This window comes from Amycolatopsis sp. cmx-11-32, assembly GCF_047608695.1.
Lineage (GTDB): Bacteria > Actinomycetota > Actinomycetes > Mycobacteriales > Pseudonocardiaceae > Amycolatopsis.
The window spans coordinates 266,170-287,214 of record NZ_JADNQN010000011.1; the positions used below are offsets into that span (position 1 = coordinate 266,170).

Here is a 21,045-nt window from a genome sequence, read left to right on the forward strand (position 1 = left end):
TTCGCTCGCGGGCTCGCTCATGCGGGGCTCCCGGAAGGCGTGGTGTCAGGGTGGAGCCGCGCCAGTTCGCGGCGGTAGGAGAACTTCGGGAACCGCCACAGGCCGTCTTCGTCCGGCGCGGTGTATCCCATCGCGAGGAGGCCTGGGTGGCCCTCGGCGATGGCTTCGGCGGTGTGCTTGTGCGCCGCGCAGTCGAAGGACATGTTGCAGAACAGGGCGAGGCTGACCCAGCCGTCCTTCTCCGGATGCCCCGGCGCGGTCAGGGACTTCACCAGCGCCGTCCTGTCCTCGAAGGACAGTGCGACGAACGTCGGCAGCGTCTCGTCCAGTGTGAGGTCGTTTTCCTTGGCGTAGACCTTCGCGTGATCGTTGAGGGACTGTGCCAAATAGGGAAGTCCGACGGTCACCCCGGTCGCCTCGGTGTGCAGCAGTTCGAGCGCGCCCGCCACGACCGCGCCCGGCCCCGGCGCGGCGCCGGCGATCGCGTGATCCTCGGGGAAACGCTTCTCCCCGGGAAGGATCGTGTCGGCGTAGGCCTCCAAAGTGGACACCTTGACCTGTTCGTCCGGATCCACGGCGCCTACCTCCTGTTCCTGGTGTGCACGGTCATCGGCAGCCCGCCGCGCACCCGGAGCGACAGCATCGCCTCGGGAACCACGTCGTAGCCAGGGAGCTTCCTGAGCTCGAGGTCCCGCAGGACCATCGTCAGCACGAAAACGGCCTCCATCACACCGAGGCTGTTGCCGATGCAGAACCGCGGCCCGGCGCCGAACGGGATGTAGGCGTACCGGGGACGGCCGCTCGGCCGGTCCGGATCGAACCGGTCCGGGTCGAACTTCTCCGGCTCCGGCCAGAAGTCCGGGTGCCGGTGCAGCGTGTAGGGCACGACGACGACGTCGGACCCGGCGGGGATGTGGTAGCCGCCGATCTCGTCGTCGGCCTGCGCGACCCGCGGCAGCAGCCACACCGGCGGATACAGCCGCATGACCTCCTCGACAACCCTCGCCGTGTACCGCAACCGGTGCAGATCCTCATAAGTGGGCAACTGGTCGCCCAGCACCGAATCGGCCTCGGCGCGGAGTTTCGCCGCGACGTCGGGATGCTCGTCGAGCAGGTGGAACGCCCAGCCCAGCGTGCTCGCCGTCGTCTCGTGCCCGGCCAGCAGCAGGGTGATCAGCTCGTCCCGCATCTGCTCGCGGGTCCCGTCGGTCGCGATCAGGCGAGACAGGACGTCTTCGCCGTTCTCGACCGGGTTCGCGAACCGCTCCTCGACGAGTTCCTCGGCGATGCGGCGGAGGTCGTCCCGCGATTCCCGGAACCGCAGTTGCTTCTTCAGCGGAGCCCACTGCGGGACCATGCTCAGCGTCACCGCTTCGAACATCGCCTGGTCCTGCACGGCCTCGAAGGAGTGGCCCAGCGAGGTGAACTCGCCGAGATCCGCGTCGAGCAGTGTCTTGCCGAGCACACCGAGGGTCAGTCCGGTCATCTCGTGCAGAATCTCGATCGGCCCGCCTGTGTCCCGCAAGCGTTTCACGAGACCTTCGACCTCGTTCGCGACGACCGAGGCCTGCCGCGCGATCCGCTTGGGCTGGAACACCGGCTGGATCGTGCGGCGCTGTTTCTTCCAGACCTCGCCGTCGCTGGTGAGCAGCCCGTCGCCGAGCGCCCGCCGTGCCTCCTGGAGGCCGATTCCCTTGTGATAGTTGGCCGCGTTGTCCGCGAGCACGTGTTTCGCCAGATCGGGGTGGTTCACCAGGTACATCGTCTTCGGACCGATCGCGATCCGGACGACGTCCCCATGTGCCTCCGCCGAGTCCGACATGAGCGCCAGCCGGTCGGTGAAAAGCTTCTTCAGCAGACCGAAGGTCGCTCGGCGCGGCGGCCCGGGGGGCGCGAGACGCGCCCCCCGGGTGATTTCCGCACTGGAGGTCATGCCGCCACGGCCCCGGTTTCTTCGGTTTCCGGCTTCCCGGCAGGCTTGGGCAGGGTCGTGACCTCGGCCGTCTTCGCCTGCTCAGCCTCCCACATCGCGGTGGCTTTCTGCGAGAAGTGCAGGCCCCACAGGAACAGGCCGCGGATCAGGCAGACCAGGGCGGTGGCGAGGAACAGGCCGTACGCCACGTGGACCACCATGAAGAACCCGTAGGCGATCGCCACACCCGAACCGAACAGGATCTGCGACGCGGGCTTCGACGGGGTCGTGCCGGGGTCGGTGACCATGTAGTTCGTGTAGAGCACGAACGCCACCCCGGTCATCATCCCGAGCGCGCCGGGGATCGCGGTGTCGAACACCAGACCTCGGATGATCGCCTGGAGCGCGAAGGTGATGAGCCACGCGCCGATCAGCCACATCCGCTGGGTCAGCATGGCGTTGAGCACGGTGCCCGACACCATGATGATGCCGACGATCAGCCAGCCGACCCACGAGTCGACCTGCTCGGTGAAGTGGTAGGGCGGCGCGATGCTCGCCCAGGGGAACACCAGCAGGATGATCGTGATGCCGAAGTTCGACGGGTTCATGTAGTGGCGGAGCCTGCCGCGCACCGGGGCCTGGAGGACCCACTTGGCGCCGACGGCGACCACCACGCCGAAGATCATCACGAGAACCTGGTCGTTGACGTAGGTCAGCATGTTGAGCGCGAGACCGGTGATGTGCGCCGGGAACAGGAACTCCACCAGTCCCTTGAAACCGTTGCCGCGGAAGCGAACGTCGCGGCCCTGTACACGCGCCCCGATGATCTCCAGCAGGATTTCCGTGGTGTAGGCGGTGCCGAGGGCGATGAACGGATAGACCCACGGCTGCTCGAAACCGAGCACGGTGTAGCCGATGATGTTGAAGACCGTGATCGAAATCGCGAACCGGCGAAGGGCCGTGATCGTCTTGTTGCTCTTCGGTGCGGCGATTGTCTGCTCTGCCATGACGACTACTTCCCCTTCACCTGGGAGCCGAGCTGGAGCGTGTGGCTACCGGGGGCCAGCTGGATCTCCTGCGTGCGAATCTGCCCGGTCAGGTCGCGCCACTGCACGCAGACCTTCACCGGCCCGGTGACCTTGCCGAGTCCGATCTGCACTTCGTGGCTGCGCTTGCCGGAGTGGCCGCTGCCGCCGTCGACGCGGTCGATGTACTTCTTGCCGTCGGGGGTGATGACGGTGACCTGTGCGCCGATCGCCGCCGTGCCGCCCGCCTTCAGCGCCCCGGCCGCGGCCGGGATGTCGTGGAGCAGCCTCAGGTTCAGGTACGAACCGGTGTCGGCACTGACGTTGCGGTAGAAGATCGGCTGCTCCCACTGGCGGGCCACGGCGAAGTCGAGCTTGCCGTCACCGTCGGCGTCACCGGTGGCGATACCACGGGTGGGCACCGGGACCGCGAGACCGAGGCGCGGGGCCAGGTCGGTGTAGCGGCCGTCGGGGCTCTTGGCCCAGAAGTGCAGGGTGTGGTCGCCGCCGACGTCGTCACCGGCGACCATGTTCGGCCAGAAGTACGGGTGCTTCAGCAGTTCGTCGTTGGACGTCGCCAGTTCCTGCAACTGCGGCCAGCGGTTGACGTCACCCTTGACGAAACCGGTCGCCTGGGTGATCACCGATTCGCCGCTGTTGTTGTAGTCGGCGATCTTGACGTCCCAGCCCCAGCCGGACCACGCGGTGCCCGCCTGTGCGCTGCGGTCGACCCACGGTGCCTCGCCCCCCTGGAGACGGCCACGCAGGTCCGCGGTGTCCTTGGCGGTGTTCATGAACTGGAAGTGGCTTTCCTCGATGCCCCACGACGTCGTGATGTTGCTGACGTACATGTCGTAGAGACCGTCGTGGTTCAGGTCGCCGAAGTCGACGCCCATGCCCTTGAAGGAGTCGTTGCCGACCACTTTGGACTTCGGATCGGTGGCGCCGCGGACGCCCTTGACCTCGGCGAATTCGACGTGACCGGGGCGGGACTTGTTGTACAGCAGGCGGTCGTGGCCGAAATCGTTGCCGATGTAGAGCTCCGGCAGGTTGTCGCCGTCGACGTCGGTGGCGCTGGCCGCGAGCGACCAGCCGCCCTGTGCGTCGGCGGGGATGGCCTTGTCGTCGAGGGCGAAGGTCGCGCTCGGCTTGGCGCCCTGGGTGGCGCCGGTGAACCGCAGGATGTACTTGCCACCCGCGTTGTCGGCGTGCGACATCGACTTGTTCATCTCGACCCCGCCCTCGACGCGATCGTCCAGCACCGCGCTGTCGGGGAAGTAGTTGCCGATGAAGATGTCCTGGTGGCCGTCGCCGTCGAAGTCACCGACCGAGGCGGCGTTGGTGTTCCACAGTGGACCGGAGTACTCGCCGTTCTTGGAGTTGTTGCCCGGCACCAGTTCCACCGGCTCGTAGGCCTTCGGCTCGAGCTTCGTGGCACCCGGCTTCGCCAGGAAGGTGATCGGCGTGCGGCCCCAGTAGTAGGCCAGCAGGTCGACCCGGCCGTCCTCGTTGAAGTCGCCCGGCACACAGCCCATCGGGGCGATGTACTTGCCCATCGGCAGCGGCGCCGCGTCGAGCGCGAACGGCGCGTACCGATCGCCGCCCTTGCCCGGCGTGGGGGTGACGACCACCTGGTCGCTGCGCGGGTCGACGAAGCACAGGTCGTTGGCCAGCTTGTCGCCGTCGAGGTCGTTGACCGCGATCGCGGCGCCGACCGACGAGATCCAGGCGCGGATGTGCTCGTATTCCTTGTTCACCGTCCGGATCGACTGGCTCTTCGCCGCCTCCGGCAGGGCGATCGTCAGCGGCTCGAACGCGTACTTCGAAGCCATGGTGTCGGCGTCGGCGGTCGAGACCGTTGGCAGCTGTGCCACCACGAACAGTCCCGCCATCAGCAACAGCGCCACGATGCCCGCAAGCTGCTTGCGGAGCCAGCCCAAGGTCGCGGTCATTTACCTGCACCTCCAGAGAGAATCGCTTCGGCGATGCGCCGTCGCCAGGTCTCGAAATGCGGGAGCTCACCGTCGACGACCACGGCGGGGCGAACTTCCTGGGTGATGGCCGCGGCGCGCTCGGCCGGCAGCCCGCAGATCGCCTGGGTGGCGACTTCGGTCTCGGGGATCAGCAGCCCGGCGCGAACGCGGGCTTCGGCGGCGAAAGCACTGCCCTGGGCCAGGTTCCCGCGGTGTTCACCGGCGAACTCGGCCAGCTTCAGCAGTTCGTCGCCAGTGACACCGCACGCGTAGGTCGAGGCGAGCCCGATCCCGGCGTAGAGGTCTCCGTGGCGCTGCTTCGGGAATCTCGCGATGGTGTCGGTGACCAGATCGACGTCGGTGCCGCAGATGAACCACAGCGCCCGGCCGATGCCCTGGTCGATCGCCCGCAACGAGTAACCGTTGTTGCCCGCGGGCCAGGTGAAGTTCGGGTCCTGGAACTGGCCGTCGATGTACTTGGCGGTCTTGAAGTAGGCCTGGTGGAACCCGTACCCGTCGAGCACCAGCCAGCGCAGCAACGGGTCGAAGTCCTCGGCGGAGGGCCAGCGGAAGCGGGGCAGCCGCGCCATCGCCCAGCCGACGCCGACGTAGATGATGTAGTCGTGCTTCTCACCCGGACCGTCGAGGAAGTCCGCGATATGCCCGCGGCCTCCCCCCGGCAGGCCGTCCAGCATTCCGTAGCCCATTCCTGCGCCTTCGTAGGCGAAGCCGCGGAATTTGACCGGAATTCGCCTCAGCCATTCTTCCGCCTGCTCGACAGAACGCGCTTCCACCGCGTTCGCGTAACCGAGGAGGAACTTCTCCCCGACGGTCTCCAGCAATTCTTGAGCGGCTGGGCTCTTCTTGTGGAAACCCCGCTTGTCCAGCGACGTCTCGGAGACATCCGGCGTGATCATGCGACGTCTGAACGTGCGCCAACCATTGCCCAACGCACTCTCCCCCTAACGGGTGGATTTGAATTTTGCGGACTGCTTAAAGGCTCACATGCGTGATGACAGGGCAGCTACTCCACGGTTGCGCCCGCGGTTCTCCCGGTTTGCTTGAACCGGGAGAACCGGGAATAGCCCTGATTCAGGCCGCCGCGCGGAGATAGTCGGGAGCGGGCATGGTCATGCGGTTCCCGGTCGACGTCGGGTTTCCGGCGAGCGTGATCGCCATCGGCGCGTCGGTCGGCTGCGGGGTGCGCATCGGCATCCGCAGGTGGACGCGGCCGTACCGGGTGATGTCGACGCGGCCGGGCAGGGTGCCGACGGAGAACGACGACGCGGCGGTCCCGGCGGCGTGCTCGGCGACCGCGATGACGGTCCACCGGCCTTCGGGAACGTTCTGGATCTCGATGTCCGCGGAAAGGACGTTCGCCCGTCCGCCGAACGCGACCGGGCCGCACTGCGGGATCGACTCGCCGAACAGTCCGATGAGGACACTCGCCGGACCCGCCCCGCGTGGGGTCTCGACGCGCACACTGATCGTCCCGGTGCCGGTGCGCATCGACGCGCAGCCCATTCCGGCGCTGTGCAGGGCTTCCAGCGACGGCAGTCGCTGGAAGTGCGGGGCCAGCGCGACGAGCAGTTCGCCGACCTCCGGGTCGCGGTACTGGGTCGGGGTCATCCCGACCGCACGGGTGAAGCGGCTGGTGAAGGTGCCCACACTGCTGTAACCGACACTGCAGACGATGTCCGACACCGTCAACGATGTCGTGAGCAGCAGTCGTTTCGCTTCGAAGAGCCGGATCGCGGTGAGGTACCGCCCGGGGGTCACCCCGGTCGCCTTGGTGAAGATCCGGGAGAAGTGGAACGGGCTGACGAAGACCTCGGATGCCAGATCCCCCAGCGTGATCGGGTCGAAGTACCTCGCGTGCATCGCTGAGATGGCCTGCAGCACCGCAGGTTGCAAGGGAGACGCCGGCTCGGGGAGCCGACCGGGTTCGGTGACGCCTTTCTCGTTCGCCGCCGTGGCGACTGTTCGTAGCTGCATCAGACCAACCTCGGATTCGCTGTCGCTTTTCCTCTGCTCGCCAGCAAACGCTTCACCGATTTCGAAGCACTCGACGAGCGATCGAGATGGGGTCCAAGCAGGGGTTATCCCGCTCTGCGCGTTCGGCGAACGGTCGAGCCCGTAGCACGAACAGCGATCTCGCGTGCTTGGAGGCGGATCTCACGTGATTGAACGGAGATCTCGCGTGATTGAGAGGCGAACACACGAGTTCGCCGTCTGATCACGCGAGTTCGCCGTTCAGTCACGCGAGATCTCCGTCTGATCACGCGGGGAGGTCGAGCACACACTCCCCGACGCCGACTTCGGCGGGCCATTCAAGCTTCAGGGCACGGTCGACACGGTCGCCGGCGTCGACCGGGACGGCGTGCGCGGCCAGTCCCATGGCGCGGGCGACGAGGTACAGCGTCTGCTGCAACGCGCCGACGTGCGCCAGGGTCGTGGCGTACGCGCCACCGCCAAGCACCGACGCCATCCTCGGCATCCGCGCGGTCACCGTGATCAGCGCCGAAGGCCGCCGATGGTTGCCACCGCCGATCATCGCCATGTCGAGCATCGCGTCGAGATCGGCCTCGTCGTCGTTGACCAGGCCGAGGCGGTGGTCGAGCGGGTCGTAGTGGTAGATCCCGCGCTCCAGCCCCGAGCAGCGGTTGACCGACACGTACAACTCGAGTTCGTACAGGCACGCGACGCTGAAGTACGGCCGTTGCGAAGCGTCGTGGCTGGGCCCATCAGTGCCGTGCCCACTGGGGCCGTGTCCACCAGGGAAGTGCGCGGGCCCGATCGACCGGATCCTCGCGCCGCGGAACAGGAACTCGCCGATCTGCTCGGCGGACAGCACACCCTCGGTGAATTCGGGACAGGTGTGATCGTTCTCCAGCAACGCCGTCAGTGTCGGATCCGTCACCGCGCGATCGGCCAGATCCGGCCGGTAAAGCGCGTAGACCGGACCCTCGCCGGTGGCGGCCTTGACCACCGGCGGTTGCCCGAGCCTCGGCAGTTCGGCCGGGCCACCGGGCCGCCAGGTCCGGCTCGTGGTGTGGAACAACAGTTCGTCCGGGGACCACAGGCCGAGTTCGGGGTCCTCGTCCTCGGCGAACCGGCCGTGCTCCCCCGCGACTCCGGCGACGCCCGCGGCGACCAGATAGGACACGATCGCGCCGACCACCCCTGGCTCGATCCCGGTCATGCCCACGATCTCCCCCACCGACTTCGCCGTCGCCAGTGTCACCGCGACGTGCACCGCCCACGGTTGATACAGCACGACCCGGTACCGCGCGGACGGCGACTCCAGCCCCATCCCGTAGGCGTCGGAGCGCAGGGAACAGAAGCGGGACAACCGGATCGGGCGAGCGGCGGGGATTTCCACCGGAGCGAACACGGGGGTGAGCGCCACCGGGATCACCGACAGCAGCGGCCCTCTCCCGTCGGCGAGACCGAGCGAACGCACCACAGAACCGCCGAGTTCCTTGAGCGCCTGACGCAGCGCGTCGGCGCCCTCGGCCGTCCAGCTCAGCTCGCCTTCGAGGTCGGGTTCCCGCTCGACGGGCTCCCACGAGGACGTCACGTTCGCCAGCGAGATCGGCCCCAAGGCCATCCGCCGCAACGATTCCCGGACCAGTGGCTCGGCGCGGTCGAAGTCGTACTCCCCCCAGCGCGTGACGACCACCAGTGAACCGTCCTCACCGATCTCGACAAGGCTGTCGTCGGTGAGCGACCACAGGGGGATCGTCTCGGCCACACCGCCGGGGGGATCTGTCCTCAACTGTCGCTCCAGCCGGATCTACAAGAACATGGGGAAGGGATTCAGCCGGTCGTACGGGGTCGGTTCGGCGAGCCTGCCCAGTCGCACCGGCACGTCGAACAGCCGTCCGGGGGCGAAACGGCTCCAGAAGGGCCGCAGCCCCGGAACGACCACCCTGACCACCGGAAGGTCGATGTCGGGCCTGGTCTGATCCAGCACCAGCGTCTCCATCCCCAGCGCGGAAAGCTTGCGTACCAGTGATTCCACGTCGTCCCGTACGTCGGGCCGCCGGATGAACTTGAAGTCCGCGGCTCGTTTCGCCGACCGTCCAGGCGCCGGCAGCAGATACGGCTGGTTCGCGACCGTAGCGTGCCGGAGCCACCGCGCCGCGTCGGGATCGTCGAGTTCGACGTCGTTCGCGAGCACCGCCGGGATCATCTGGTTGAGCTCGCTGACCGCCCTCCGCAGCGCCGTCCTGGGATCCAGGTGGGCGCCGAAACCCATCATGACGTTCTCGCGCGGCCCGGCGATACTCCTGGACAGCGCGACCATCACCGGGACACCGAGGTCCGCGGTCAGGTCGAGGACCCACAGTTCCCGGCCTGCCCGCGCGTACTGGCCGACCATCTCCTCGGCCCACGGGTCGTCGAACGAGGCGATGTCGACGCCCGGCACGGGAAGCCGGTTGTACCACCACATCGCGACGGCGTCCCGTTCGACGAGTTCGAGCAGTCCCTGCAGGACGGCGTCCTCGACGCTGCTGCCCGCCGCGCAGCCGTTGGAGTCGGCGCGCATCCCGGTGATTCCGCACTCCAGCGGCACGCCGTAGTAGAGGTACGCCGTCGGCATCAGCTTCCGGCGCTGCTCCGGCAGCGACCACAACGGCGTCCAGTCGACGGCGGCCTTCTCGTCGAAGCGTTCGGGAACATGTTGGAAGATCGCGTGCTTGGCGTTCCACTCGTCCCGGCCGTCGTACTGGCGTTCGTCGAAGAGCATGCACGAGTTCGGGTGGACGGCGTCCTCGCCGAGGGTACGGAAGGTGTCGCGGATCCGCAGTTCGTCGCCCTGATAGTTCGCCGAGAACCGTTCGATCGCCTCGCACAGGGCGCCGACCTCGGCGTCGAGCGGGCTGGCGCCCTTGCCGCCGTTGTCCCCGCGCAGCCCGGCCTGCAGCCCGGCTTCACCGCGCACCCGGCGCGCGACGTTGAGCCCGGACCGGTAGGCGTTCACGAACGCCGGCGCCCTCGGATCGCGGGCGACCTCCTTGATGATGCCGGTGACCGGGCTGACCAGGTGGCCGTAGCGGTCGAGCACCTCGACCGGGGTGAGCGTCCGGTGCCCGCCACCGCCCGACGTCGCCTTCTTGGCCTCCCGCAGCACGACCGGCTCGGCCGTCCGCGCGGCGACGATCCCTTCGTCACCGCATTCCGGGCACTGCGGGCGCCGTCGCAGTTCGTGCAACCGCCCCTGCAGATCGAGGGTGTCGAGGATCCACACCGCCTGCTGACCCGGATACCGGTGCCCCGCCAGCCATTTGGATGCTTCGAGGGAGATCAGGTGCGACGCGGCCGCGGTCAGCGGCGGCACCGCGGGCATCGGGAACGAGGCCGGACCGTCGTGCCCGAGGACCTCCTGCACGCACGCCTCCGCGTGCCGGTGCCCCCACAGCCGGTTGGTCAGGCAGTGCCAGCAGCCGGACCGGCCGGGCTGCATGATCGGCCCGATCCACACCTGCGAGCCCGACGGGCGGGCCAGCAGCCACGGCCTGCCGGTGCGCCGGTGTTCGGCGTCGATCTCGGCCAGCCTCGGGTCGAGATAGTCGTCGCACAGCACGATGGCCAGTTCGGAGGCCGTCCCGACCACCTCGATCCCGCTCGCGACGAGTGCGTTCTCCACCTGCGAGGTGTCGACGCCGCGGCCGATCGCGGTCAGGCTCGCCGTCGCCGGCTTCTGACGGCCGGCGACCGCGGACGCGTCGAGACCGCACGCGTCCCAGTACGCGAGCGCGCGTTCGTCCCCGCTGAGTTCGTCCGGGACGCGGATGGTGACCAGCCCCGCTTCCACGAGCCGGGCCAGCACACCGGTGACCTGCTCTGCGCTCATCCCCTCCGGGCAGGCGGACAGGAGTCCGTCGAGGTCACGGGTGCCGTCGAGCAACGCCGCGACCGAGGCGACCTGCGCGCCGCGCATCGCGATGACGCCCTGCTCCGAGAACAGGTAGGCGCCGTTGCCCTCACTGATCTCCGCCCGCAGATGCCGTTTGAATCCCAGACCGCCGGTACTGAAGCCGGACCCGTTCGACACTGCCTCGCGCATGGGAACCCCCGTAGGTCGGTGCGGTCTGTCGAATCCTGCTGCGCGGCGCCACGTACCGGCCAGTGCGGGATTCACGGGTCGGGCATGAAAAACCCACGTTTTTCCGGGACACACGCACGCGGGACCTGGTGGACGGCTCACTGGCCCGGTGCCCCGCCGCTCTGTCACTGTCGACGCACTGGGAAAACGGGACACGACGCGTATCGAGCTGGAGGGCGCTTGCGATGTATGCCGGATCACGAGTATCGGACACGCACCACGGCTCGGCACCTGACCCGAATCTGGGCGGGCTCACAAGTCCCGTCCGCTTCACCCTGCTCGGCCCGCTCGAACTGGTGCGGGACGGGATCGACTACGCGCCGACGACGCCGAAGCTGCTGCAGGTGCTCGCCATGCTGGTGATGAGCCCGGGGAAGATCGTGCACATCGACACGATCGTGCAGGAGCTGTGGGCCAACGACCCGCCGCGCAGCGTCCGCACCACGATGCACACCTACGTCTACCAGCTGCGCCGGTGCATCGACGAGAACGACCTCGCCCCGTACGGCGAGACCATGCTGGCGACGAAACCGCCGGGGTACGTGTTCCGGATCGCCCCGGAGCAGGTGGACGTCTTCGAGTTCCAGACACTGCAGAAACAGGGCCGGGAGCTGCAGCTGCGGGGCGAGCACGTCGAAGCCGCGAAAGCCTTCCGGTCGGCGCTCGACCTGTGGTCCGGGCCGCCGCTGGCGAATGTCCACTGTGGATCGGTGCTGTCGGCGTACGCCGTCGACCTCGTCGAACAGCGGCGCAGCACCCTGCACCTGCGCATCGAGGCGGACATCGCGGCCGGGATGCGGCACGAGCTGATCGGCGAACTGCGGTCCCTGGTCACCGCGAATCCGCTGGACGAGGCACTGCACGGCCAGCTGATCCGCGTGCTCGGGCGCAGCGGGCGGCGATCCGACGCCCTCGCGACCTACCGCCAGGTGCGCGCCAGGCTCAACAATGAACTGGGCGTCGAGCCTTGCGACGAGCTCCAGATCCTGCACCACGATCTGCTCTCCGAGGGCGAACCCGCTTGAAGACCTGCTCCTGCCACGGAAAACGAAAGTGAGGATCGACGGATGACCAGTCGTACCTATGGACAGTTCTGTGGTCTCGCCCGCGCGCTGGAGATCATCGGCGAACGCTGGTCGCTGCTGATCGTCCGTGACCTCGTCCTCGGCCCGAAGCGGTTCACCGAACTGCAAGCGGGCCTGCCCAAGATCCCGGCGAGCACGCTGTCCGCGCGGCTCAACGAACTCGAGCAGTCCGGGGTGCTCCGCCGCCGCCTGCTCCCCCAGCTCGACGCCGCGGTGGTCTACGAACTCACCGAGTACGGCGGCGAACTCGACCAGATCGTGCTGGACCTCGGCCTGTGGGGCGCGCGGTCGCTCGGACGGCCCGCTCCCGAAGACGTGTTCACCCTGGACGCGGCGATCCTGTCGCTGTACACGACCTTCCAGAGCGAGATGGCCAGGGGCGTCCACGCCACCTACGAACTGCACTACCCTGGCGGCATGGTCCTGCACGCGATCGTCGAGGACGGCGCGCTCAAGGTCGCGGACGGCGCGCATCCCGGTGCCGACGCGACGATCGAACCGCTGGGCCCGTTCATCAGGGACCTGCTGAGCGGAGAACTCAGCGCCGCCGACGCCACGCGGACCGGCAAGGTCCGGATCGACGGCGCCTTCGAGTATTTGGAACTGTTCACCGAGCTGTTCCACGTTCCCGCCGCGCCCCAGGTGTCCCACGGAATCGTCGTTCGCTGAGCCGTTCGGCGTAGTACCGCAGGTCAGATCAGCAATCCGGAGTAACGGAAACGGCCGGTACGCGAGATATCGTCGATATCCGTCACCGGCCGGTCTTTCGCCCTAGGAGCCCCTTCATGGCCGCACTCGATTCGACACGCCCAGGCCTACTCTCCTCGCTCAACGGGAAATACCACCGCGCGGCGCTGAACGTCTTCGCACTCATCGTGGTGGCGCACTGGGCGGAACACCTCGTGCAGGCGTTCCAGATCTACGTCCTCGGCTGGAAGACCCCGGACGCCCGCGGCGTTCTGGGTATCCCCTTCCCCAAGCTGATCAGCTCCGAATGGCTGCACTACGGCTACGCCATCGTCATGCTGATCGCGCTGTTCGCCCTGCGCAAGGGCTTCGCCGGCCGCTCGCGGCAGTGGTGGAACCTGGCGCTCGGCCTGCAGTTCTGGCACCACATCGAGCATCTGCTGCTGCTGATCCAGGCACAGACCGGCTGGCGCCTCGGCGGCGGCACGGCGCCGAGCAGCATCATCCAGCTGTTCATCCCCCGGGTGGAACTGCACCTGTTCTACAACACGATCGTCACCATCCCGATGATCATCGCGATGCTGGTGCACCGGAAGGCCTCCGCCGTCGAGCGTCAGCTCACCGGCTGCACGTGCTCGCCCGAAAGCCGGCGTGAGCTGGCGACGACGGCGTCGTGACCAGGAGGCTCTTCGCGCTACTGGCTCTTGTGGCGGCGTGGTTCGGGGTCGCGGTACTCGCCGCGGCCCCGGCTTCGGCCCACGTCGAACTCCTCGCCTCGAATCCCGCCGACGGCGCCCGGCTCGCCTCGGCGCCCCCGCAGGTTTCGATCACCCTGTCGGAGAACATCGGCATCCAGCCGAACTCGATCAAGGTCGTCGACGCACACGGTAGGGACTTCGTCACCGGACCGGTCTTCCAGCCGGGCGACATCGCCGAACAGGTCGCGGTCAACCTCGAGCCCGATCTTCCCGACGGCAGTTACCTCGTCGAGTACGCCTTCGTCTCGACCGACTCGCATCCGGTGCGCGGCACGATCGCCTTCGTGATCGGGACCGGCCCGCTGATCACCTCGGCGGGCGCGGTGTCCGCCTCCACCGGCACGGATCCGGTCACCGACGCGCTGTTCACCACGTTCCGCTGGGGCTCGTTCGGCGGGGTCGCGCTGCTCGGCGGACTGGTGTTCGTGCTGGTCTGCCGCCAAGGCGGCCGGTCCGACCCGGCGGCGCGGAAGTTGATCACCGTCGGTGTGTGGCTCTCGGCCGTGACGGCCGTGGCCGGGTTCCTGCTGCAAGGCCCGTACGTCGCGGGCCGTGGCGTGGGCTCGGTCTTCGACCCGGCCCTGATCGAGGCGACCCTGCGGGTGGCGTACGGGAAACTCCTGCTCCTGCGGATGGCCGCGATCGTCGCGCTCGCCGTGATCGTGCGACGGCTGCTGACGGACGGCCTACCGGACAGGCTGCGGTCACGCTACGAGAACCTCGGTATCGCGGCCGGGTTCATCGTGATGCTGAGCTTCTCCGCGACCGGGCACGCGGTGGCCGACAAGATCATGTTCCTCTCGGTCAGCGCCGACCTCGCGCACTTCGGCGCGATGGCCGTCTGGGTCGGCGGGCTGATCCAGCTGGCCGTGCTCCTGCGCGGTAAGCACTCGGCGTCGGAGGCCGAACCGGCGTTGGCACGGTTCCATCCGATCGCCACCTGGTCGATCGTGATCATGGTGGTCAGCGGCGCCTACCTGGGCTTCCGGCTCGTCCCGTCGGTGGAGGCGCTCTGGACGTCGGCCTACGGCATCGTCTTCCTGCTGAAACTGACCGGGTTCGCCGCGTTGCTCCTGGTCGCGAACCTGAGCCGCAACGCGGTGCGCCGCGGGATCTCCGGCCGCGGCGGCACCGGCGTCGTGACCGCCGACCTGCGGAAACTGCGGGTCAGCGTCGGGGTCGAGGTACTGATCGTGGCCGTGGTGCTCGCGCTGGCCGCGGCGCTGTCCTCGATGTCACCGACCGGCTGATCAGCCCTCGATCGCTTCGGCAGGCGGGGTGAACGGCCCCCAGGTGAAGGCCCGGAGCCACGGCTCGGGATCGCCCAGCCAGTCCAAGGCGGCGATCTGAGCCGGGCTCCGGCGCCCGGCGAGCGACCGGTACAGATCGGCGGGCGGGCCCGAGAGCACCGCGGCGACCGGTTCGGTGCCGGCGATCCAGGTCGCGCCCTCGGTCTCGATCCGCATTCCGGGCAGCCCGTGCTCTTTCAGCGAGGCGCCGAGGCCGCTGACGAGCACTTCGAAACTCCGCAGCCAGGCCGCGTGCGCCTCGGGCAGCGGAGCGCCGAGCGCGTACCGGAGATCGAGTTCGTGGGTGAAGGCGTCCATCACCATGATGTCGCCGCGGCTCTCCCCTTCGCCCTCTGCGGCGAGGATGGTGTCGGCCTCGGGTCCGCGCTCGTTCCAGAGCCGCAGCAATCCGGCGGCCGACGCCGCCTCCGGAACCGGGCGCGGCTCGCCGCCGAACCGGGTGATCACTCGATCACAGATTTCGGTCACATGCGCGAGCAGGTCCCGGACTGTCCACTGTGGACAGGCTGGGACGACCCGCTCGCCCGCGCTCGCGTGCTCGGCGAGCAAGATCGAGATGTTCTCTCTGACCTGCCGATACCCTGCGGTCGCGGTCGCCGTATTCCAGCCAGGGACCCGAATTCGGCTGCTCGTCACGCGGCCACCTCCAGTAGGGGTCAACGATGGTCGTCCATTCTCCCACCGCTTCGACGATCACCCTTCTTCCCTCTTGTGCGGACCGTTCGGCGCAAAGATCACCCACCAGTGACACATGTCGTTGGGGCTTCAGGCACACTGGACGGGGAAAGCCCCGTGTGGCAAGGGAAAATCGCACACCGGTGACGGATCGCCCACTGTGGAGGTGACCAATGGAGATGCCCGGCTTCGATCTGGCGTGGCGTGGTTTCAATCGCGCTCAGGTCCGGGAATTCGTTCGCGAGGTGGAAACCGAGCTACGACGAGCGGCCGCCGAACGCGACGAAGCGATCCGCCGCGGGGAGGCACTCGCCGCGAAGCTCACCGCCGCGCAAGAGGAAAACCGTGAACTGAAAGCGAGCGTCGACCGGATCAGCCGCGTGCCGATCGCGCCGGACGCGTTGCAGGAGCGATCGCGCCGGATGCTCGAACTCACCCGCGAAGAGGGCGACGACATCATCGCGCGCGCCACCGAGGAGGCCGCCAAGGCCGAAACGGAACGAAAGCGGATCACCGAAGACTTCGAACGCGCCATGACGCTGCGCCGGGCGGAGGCGATGCGCGCGCTCGCCGCACGGGACGAAGCCGCGCAAGCACGAGCGCGAAAACTGCTCGACGACGCCGCCGAAGAGGGCGAGCGCCTGCTCGCCGAAGCGCGGCAAGAGGCCGATGTGGCCCTCCACCTGCGCGCTGACGTGCTGAAACAGCTGGTCGGCTGCCGCGAACTGCTCGCGGAGGCCGGTACGGTCCTGACAATCATCGAAGAACCGAAGCCGGAAGTGCCCGTTCAGCGCCGGAGCAGGCCAGAGGCCCGCGCCGGCGCCGAAGCGGCCACAACCTGAAGCCCCGGACCCCGCCGAGAGGCTGCGCCTGACTGGTGGGAATCACAAGCCAGAAGAAAAGACCACCGGCCTGATTTCCATCGCGTTGACGTGCGCGTCCGGAACCTGGCCGGCGATCTCGATCGCGCGCTCCTTGCTGTCGCATTCGACCAGGTAGAAGCCCGCGAGGTACTCCTTCGACTCCGCGAACGGACCGTCGGTGACCACCGGGACGCCGTCACGCACCCGGACCACCGTGCTCTCCTTCGGCTCCCCCAGCGCCTGCGTCCCGAGCAGTTCGCCGCTCTCGGACAGCTTCTTCATGAAAGGGTCGATCCGGGCGACCACCTCGTCGCGCTCGCCCTCGGGGAGGGCGTCCCATGCGGTGGGGTTCATCGTGATCATGATCATGTACTTCATCGGTGTTCCTCCTGGTCATCCGGCCGGGTGCCCGGCCGTTCACGCTTGAGTCGGAGCCGCCGGACCATCCTCGACATCCCGGCACCCGCGAAGTTCGCCCGCCCGGGCCGGATACGTGGGGAGGGTATAGTGAACGCTGGCTGGGGAACGACGACAGAACGGGTGCGGAATGACGGGCTACGGCAGCGAGCGAGAGGCCTACCTCAAGCGCCTGCGCCGGATCGAGGGGCAGATCCGCGGACTGCAGCGGATGGTCGAAGAGGACAAGTACTGCATCGACATCCTGACCCAGGTGTCCGCGGCCACGAAGGCGCTGCAGTCGTTCTCCCTCGAACTGCTGGACGAGCACCTCGCCACCTGCGTGGTCCAGGCCGCCGCCGCGGGCGGTGAAGAGGCCGACCTCAAGGTCCGCGAGGCCTCCGACGCCATTGCCCGGCTGGTCCGTTCCTAAGCCACTCCGCGGAACCTGCGCAGCCGCAGGCTGTTGGTGACGACGAAGACCGAGGAGAACGCCATCGCGGCCCCGGCGATCATGGGGTCGAGCAGGCCGAGCGCGGCCAGTGGCAGCGCGGCGACGTTGTAGGCGAACGCCCAGAACAGGTTGCCCTTGATCGTGCCGAGTGTCCGGCGCGAGAGCCGGATCGCGTCGACGGTGGCACGCAGGTCACCCCGGACGAGCGTCAGATCACCGGCTTCGATCGCGGCGTCGGTCCCGGTGCCCATCGACAGGCCGAGGTCGGCCTGCGCGAGCGCGGCCGCGTCGTTGACGCCGTCACCGACCATGGCGACCACGCGGCCTTCGGACTGCAAGCGCTTGATGACGTCGACCTTGTCGGCGGGGAGGACTTCGGCGACGATCTCGTCGATCCCCACTTCGGCGGCGACCGCCTTCGCGGAACCGGTGTTGTCGCCGGTCAGCAGGACCGGCCGGAGCCCGAGGACCCGCAGTTCCTTCACGGCCTGCTTCGAGGTCGGCTTGACCGTGTCGGCGACGACGACCACACCGCGCGTCTCGCCGTCCCAGGCGACGACGACGGCCGTCGCACCACGCTCCTCGGCGGCGGCTTTGACCTGCACGAACTCGTCACCGACGGTGATGTCGTGCTGTTCGAGGAAGGCAGTGCGACCGGCCAGGACGGTCTTGCCCTCGACTTCGCCGACGACACCCAGACCCTCGAAGTTGCGGAACCCTTCGACCGGCGGCAAGGCTCCCAACCGCTCCTCGGCGGCCGCGACGATCGCACGGGCGATGGGATGCTCGGAAGCGTGCTCGACGGCAGCGGCAAGGCGGAGCACCTCCGTCTCGTCTTCACCGTGAAGGTCGGTGAGGCTCATCTTTCCGACGGTTACCGTGCCGGTCTTGTCCAAGACGACGGTGTCGACCTGGCGAGTGGACTCGAGCACTTCGGGGCCCTTGATGAGGATGCCCAGTTGCGCGCCGCGGCCGGTCCCGACGAGCAACGCCGTCGGCGTGGCCAGGCCGAGCGCGCACGGGCAGGCGATGATCAGGACCGCGACGGCGGCGGTGAAGGCGGCGTCCGTTCCGCTGCCCGCGCCGAGCCAGAAGCCGAGCGTGCCGACCGCGAGCGCGATCACCACCGGGACGAACACGGCGGAAACACGGTCCGCGAGCCGCTGGACCCGTGCCTTGCCGTTCTGCGCGGTCTCGACCAGCCGCGCCATCTGCGCGAGCTGGGTGTCGGCGCCGATCCGGGTGGCGCGGACGACAAGCCTGCCACCCGCGTTGACCGTCCCGCCGACGACGACGTCACCGACGCTCACCTCGACCGGCACAGCTTCACCCGTCAGCATGCTCAGGTCGACCGCCGAGCCACCTTCGGTCACGACGCCGTCGGTGGCGATCTTCTGCCCCGGCCGCACGACGAACTCGTTGCCGACCTTCAGGTCACCGATTGGGACGCGGTTCTCGACACCATCTTCGAGGACGGCGACATCCTTCGCACCGAGTTCGAGCAGTGCCCGCAGGGCGGCACCGGAGCGGCGCTTGGAGCGGGCCTCGAAGTAGCGACCGGCCAGGAGGAACGTGGTCACCCCGGCGGCGACCTCGAGGTAGAGGTTGCCCGCGCCGGACCCGCGTTCCATGGTCAGCTCGAAGCCGTGCCGCATTCCGGGCACCCCCGCGGTGCCGAACAGCAGCGCGTACAGCGACCAGAGCGTGGCCGCGGCGACGCCGAGGGAGATCAGGGTGTCCATGGTGGCGGCGCCATGACGGAAGTTCGTCCAGGCGGGGCGGTGGAACGGCCACGCGCCCCAGGTGACGACGGGCGCGGCCAGGACCAGCGAGACCCACTGCCAGTAGGTGAACTGCCAAGCCGGAACCATGGCCAGCACGATCACCGGGACGGCGAGCGCGGCAGAGATCAGGAGCCGCTGCCGGAGCCCGTCGGACTGATTGACGTCTTCGTCAGGCCTGGGCGGCTCGGCCGTATAACCGGCGGACTCGACGACACCGACGAGATCGTCGACCGAGAGCGCGACCGGGAAGTCGACCTGCGCCTTCTCGGTGGCGTAATTGACCGTGGCGGAGACACCGTCGACCTTGTTCAGCTTGCGTTCGACCCGCGCGGCACAGGACGCGCAGGTCATCCCGCCGATGGCGAGTTCGACTCGCTGGGATGTCTCGACGCTCACGGCGTGCCTCCCGTGTGGCCCTCGTGATGCCCTTCGTGCTTACTGGTCGGCGCGGGCGGGACCGGCGCCTCGTCCAGCGGCTCGACAGCGGAGCCGATCGCCCAGGCGACGACGAACACCGCGACCAGGGCCGCGGCGAACGCCGACACCTTGACGGCGGTGCTCACGAGACGAGCTGGTAACCGGCCTCGGAGACGGCCGCGTCCACGATCTGGACGTCGAGCGCGGCGTCGCTGGTGACGGTTACCTTGCCACTGTCCACGTCCACGTTCACGGCGCTGACGCCCGCGATGCCGCTGACCTCCTCGGTGACGGAGGAAGCGCAGTGCCCACAGGACATGCCCTGGACGGTGTAGGTGGTTTCGGCCATCGGTACGAACTCCTCTACAGGACAGGCGAAGCGATCACCCCATTTATACCCCATGGGGGTAGGGGTGTGCCTTGAGGGGGCGGGCACACTGCGGCGATGAGGAAGATCTCCGCCATCGGCGTCGGCGCCGGCGACCCGGAACACCTGACCGTCCAGGCCGTGCGGCGGCTGAACGAGACCGATGTCTTCTTCGTCCTCGACAAGGGTTCAGAGAAGCAGGACCTGGTGGGTCTACGCCAGGAGATCCTCGACCGCTTCGTCGAACGGCCCGGCTACCGCGTCGTGCGGGCACAGGACCCTGAACGCGACCGTACTCCGGATGACTACCGGAAGGCCGTCGCCGACTGGCACCGGCTCCGCACCGACGTCTACGAGACCATGATCGGCTCACTGGGTCCCGATGAACGAGGCGCCTTCCTCGTGTGGGGCGACCCGGCGCTCTACGACTCGACGTGTGCGTTGCTGGACGCGGTGCTTGAGCGCGGGAACGTCGAGTTCGAGTACGAGGTCGTCCCCGGTGTCAGCAGCGTGGCCGCGCTGACGTCCCGGCACCGGACCACGATGAACCAGATCGGACGCCCGGTGCTGATCACGACCGGCCGGCGCCTCGAAGCGGGCTGGCCCTCGGACGCGGACGACGTGTTCGTGATGCTGGATGCGGGGTGCACGTTCTCGCGGTTCGTGGACACGGGCCTGGAGATCTACTGGGGCGCCTACCTCGGCACCCCCGACGAGCTCCTGCTCTCGGGCCCGCTCACCGCCGCACTCGCCGCGGAGATCCGTTCCGTTCGCGCTTCGGCGCGGGCCCGAAAGGGCTGGATCATGGACATCTACCACCTGCGGCGCCCCGCCAACTCCTGACCAACCCCGTATCTCACGTGCTTAACCCCGTATCTCGCGTGCTTGGGCGGGTATCTCGTGTGATTGGACGGAGAACTCGCGTGATTAGGCGGCGAACATCGTGTTGTCCGTCCAGTCACGCGTGTTGTCCGTTCAGGCACGGGTGTTTGCTGTTTAAGCACGGTGTGGCGGGTGTGGGGACGTGAAAAAAAGGGGGGCTCGGGCTCCGGGAGAACTCGTGGTTCTCGACCGGGGCCCGAGCCCCCCTTGTTTCTAAGGTTAGTCCGGCGGTGTCCTACTCTCCCACAACCCTTCGGTTGCAGTACCATCGGCGCTGTCAGGCTTAGCTTCCGGGTTCGGAATGGGACCGGGCGTTTCCCTGACGCTATAACCACCGAAACACTG

At 68.1% G+C, this 21,045-nt stretch carries 20 protein-coding genes and 1 rRNA gene; 7 read left to right on the top strand and 14 right to left on the bottom strand.

The window, feature by feature from the left end:
- Positions 1–17: 17 nt before the first annotated feature.
- The 8 genes from ACM6LR_RS29515 to ACM6LR_RS29550 all read right to left on the bottom strand — a co-directional run bounded on the left by ACM6LR_RS29515 (position 18) and on the right by ACM6LR_RS29550 (position 10,983).
- Entirely contained in the window at positions 18–575 is a 558-nt protein-coding gene (locus ACM6LR_RS29515) for a DUF5987 family protein (RefSeq protein ID WP_414940679.1), read from the bottom strand.
- A 5-nt stretch (positions 576–580) separates the two neighbouring features.
- Positions 581–1,933, bottom strand: a complete 1,353-nt coding sequence (locus ACM6LR_RS29520) for a cytochrome P450 (protein ID WP_414944972.1) — start codon at positions 1,931–1,933, stop codon at positions 581–583.
- A complete protein-coding gene (locus ACM6LR_RS29525; protein WP_414940681.1) occupies positions 1,930–2,919 on the bottom strand; it encodes an enediyne biosynthesis protein in 990 nt (329 codons plus the stop codon). Before ACM6LR_RS29525 ends, ACM6LR_RS29520 begins: the two co-directional genes overlap by 4 nt.
- A gap of 5 nt (positions 2,920–2,924) precedes the next feature.
- Positions 2,925–4,889 (bottom strand): CRTAC1 family protein, encoded by a 1,965-nt coding sequence (locus ACM6LR_RS29530; RefSeq protein ID WP_414940682.1) that lies wholly within the window; start codon positions 4,887–4,889, stop codon positions 2,925–2,927.
- Entirely contained in the window at positions 4,886–5,860 is a 975-nt protein-coding gene (locus ACM6LR_RS29535; RefSeq protein ID WP_414940683.1) for a DUF1702 family protein, read from the bottom strand. Before ACM6LR_RS29535 ends, ACM6LR_RS29530 begins: the two co-directional genes overlap by 4 nt.
- A gap of 142 nt (positions 5,861–6,002) precedes the next feature.
- Positions 6,003–6,905: a helix-turn-helix transcriptional regulator gene (locus ACM6LR_RS29540; RefSeq protein WP_414940684.1), complete on the bottom strand. Its 903-nt coding sequence runs from the start codon at positions 6,903–6,905 to the stop codon at positions 6,003–6,005.
- 283 nt (positions 6,906–7,188) lie between these two features.
- The gene (locus ACM6LR_RS29545; RefSeq protein WP_414944980.1) at positions 7,189–8,664 is read right to left on the bottom strand and encodes a SagB/ThcOx family dehydrogenase; all 1,476 of its coding nucleotides are present in this window, start codon (positions 8,662–8,664) and stop codon (positions 7,189–7,191) included.
- A gap of 42 nt (positions 8,665–8,706) precedes the next feature.
- Positions 8,707–10,983, bottom strand: coding sequence for a TOMM precursor leader peptide-binding protein (locus ACM6LR_RS29550; protein WP_414940685.1), 2,277 nt, complete (start codon positions 10,981–10,983; stop codon positions 8,707–8,709).
- A 224-nt stretch (positions 10,984–11,207) separates the two neighbouring features.
- On the opposite strand from ACM6LR_RS29550, the gene ACM6LR_RS29555 reads away from it, so the two are divergent.
- From ACM6LR_RS29555 to ACM6LR_RS29570, 4 genes are all read left to right on the top strand, one after another.
- The gene (locus tag ACM6LR_RS29555) at positions 11,208–12,047 is read left to right on the top strand and encodes an AfsR/SARP family transcriptional regulator (protein WP_414940686.1); all 840 of its coding nucleotides are present in this window, start codon (positions 11,208–11,210) and stop codon (positions 12,045–12,047) included.
- Between the two features lie 42 nt (positions 12,048–12,089).
- Positions 12,090–12,776, top strand: a complete 687-nt coding sequence (locus ACM6LR_RS29560; RefSeq protein ID WP_414944973.1) for a winged helix-turn-helix transcriptional regulator — start codon at positions 12,090–12,092, stop codon at positions 12,774–12,776.
- A gap of 116 nt (positions 12,777–12,892) precedes the next feature.
- Positions 12,893–13,471: a hypothetical protein gene (locus tag ACM6LR_RS29565; RefSeq protein WP_414940688.1), complete on the top strand. Its 579-nt coding sequence runs from the start codon at positions 12,893–12,895 to the stop codon at positions 13,469–13,471.
- Positions 13,468–14,802 (top strand): copper resistance protein CopC, encoded by a 1,335-nt coding sequence (locus tag ACM6LR_RS29570; protein ID WP_414940689.1) that lies wholly within the window; start codon positions 13,468–13,470, stop codon positions 14,800–14,802. The genes ACM6LR_RS29565 and ACM6LR_RS29570 overlap by 4 nt, the downstream gene beginning before the upstream one ends.
- Here the strand turns inward: ACM6LR_RS29570 and ACM6LR_RS29575 are convergent, their stop codons facing one another.
- The gene (locus ACM6LR_RS29575; RefSeq protein WP_414940690.1) at positions 14,803–15,498 is read right to left on the bottom strand and encodes a maleylpyruvate isomerase family mycothiol-dependent enzyme; all 696 of its coding nucleotides are present in this window, start codon (positions 15,496–15,498) and stop codon (positions 14,803–14,805) included.
- A gap of 212 nt (positions 15,499–15,710) precedes the next feature.
- On the opposite strand from ACM6LR_RS29575, the gene ACM6LR_RS29580 reads away from it, so the two are divergent.
- Entirely contained in the window at positions 15,711–16,379 is a 669-nt protein-coding gene (locus tag ACM6LR_RS29580) for a M protein (RefSeq protein WP_414940691.1), read from the top strand.
- A 42-nt stretch (positions 16,380–16,421) separates the two neighbouring features.
- Here the strand turns inward: ACM6LR_RS29580 and ACM6LR_RS29585 are convergent, their stop codons facing one another.
- A complete protein-coding gene (locus ACM6LR_RS29585) occupies positions 16,422–16,778 on the bottom strand; it encodes a YciI family protein (RefSeq protein ID WP_414940692.1) in 357 nt (118 codons plus the stop codon).
- A gap of 169 nt (positions 16,779–16,947) precedes the next feature.
- Between ACM6LR_RS29585 and ACM6LR_RS29590 the strand changes: the two genes are divergently transcribed.
- Positions 16,948–17,229, top strand: coding sequence for a metal-sensitive transcriptional regulator (locus ACM6LR_RS29590; RefSeq protein WP_009081418.1), 282 nt, complete (start codon positions 16,948–16,950; stop codon positions 17,227–17,229).
- Here ACM6LR_RS29590 and ACM6LR_RS29595 read toward each other — a convergent pair.
- Genes ACM6LR_RS29595 through ACM6LR_RS29605 form a run of 3 tightly spaced genes read right to left on the bottom strand, consistent with a single transcriptional unit; the run spans position 17,226 to position 19,800 of the window.
- Positions 17,226–19,385 carry a heavy metal translocating P-type ATPase gene (locus ACM6LR_RS29595; protein ID WP_414944981.1) on the bottom strand — a complete coding sequence of 720 codons (2,160 nt, stop codon included), beginning with the start codon at positions 19,383–19,385 and terminating at the stop codon, positions 17,226–17,228. The two genes, ACM6LR_RS29590 and ACM6LR_RS29595, sit on opposite strands and share 4 nt — an antisense overlap.
- A 41-nt stretch (positions 19,386–19,426) precedes the next feature.
- On the bottom strand, positions 19,427–19,597 hold the full coding sequence (locus ACM6LR_RS29600) for a hypothetical protein (RefSeq protein WP_414940693.1): 171 nt from the start codon (positions 19,595–19,597) through the stop codon (positions 19,427–19,429).
- Positions 19,594–19,800 carry a heavy-metal-associated domain-containing protein gene (locus ACM6LR_RS29605; RefSeq protein ID WP_414944974.1) on the bottom strand — a complete coding sequence of 69 codons (207 nt, stop codon included), beginning with the start codon at positions 19,798–19,800 and terminating at the stop codon, positions 19,594–19,596. The genes ACM6LR_RS29600 and ACM6LR_RS29605 overlap by 4 nt, the downstream gene beginning before the upstream one ends.
- Before the next feature lie 96 nt (positions 19,801–19,896).
- On the opposite strand from ACM6LR_RS29605, the gene cobF reads away from it, so the two are divergent.
- On the top strand, positions 19,897–20,661 hold the full coding sequence (gene cobF, locus ACM6LR_RS29610; RefSeq protein WP_414944975.1) for a precorrin-6A synthase (deacetylating): 765 nt from the start codon (positions 19,897–19,899) through the stop codon (positions 20,659–20,661).
- A 261-nt stretch (positions 20,662–20,922) separates the two neighbouring features.
- Here the strand turns inward: cobF and rrf are convergent.
- A 5S ribosomal RNA gene (rrf, locus tag ACM6LR_RS29615) occupies positions 20,923–21,039 on the bottom strand.
- Between the last annotated feature and the right edge of the window lie 6 nt (positions 21,040–21,045).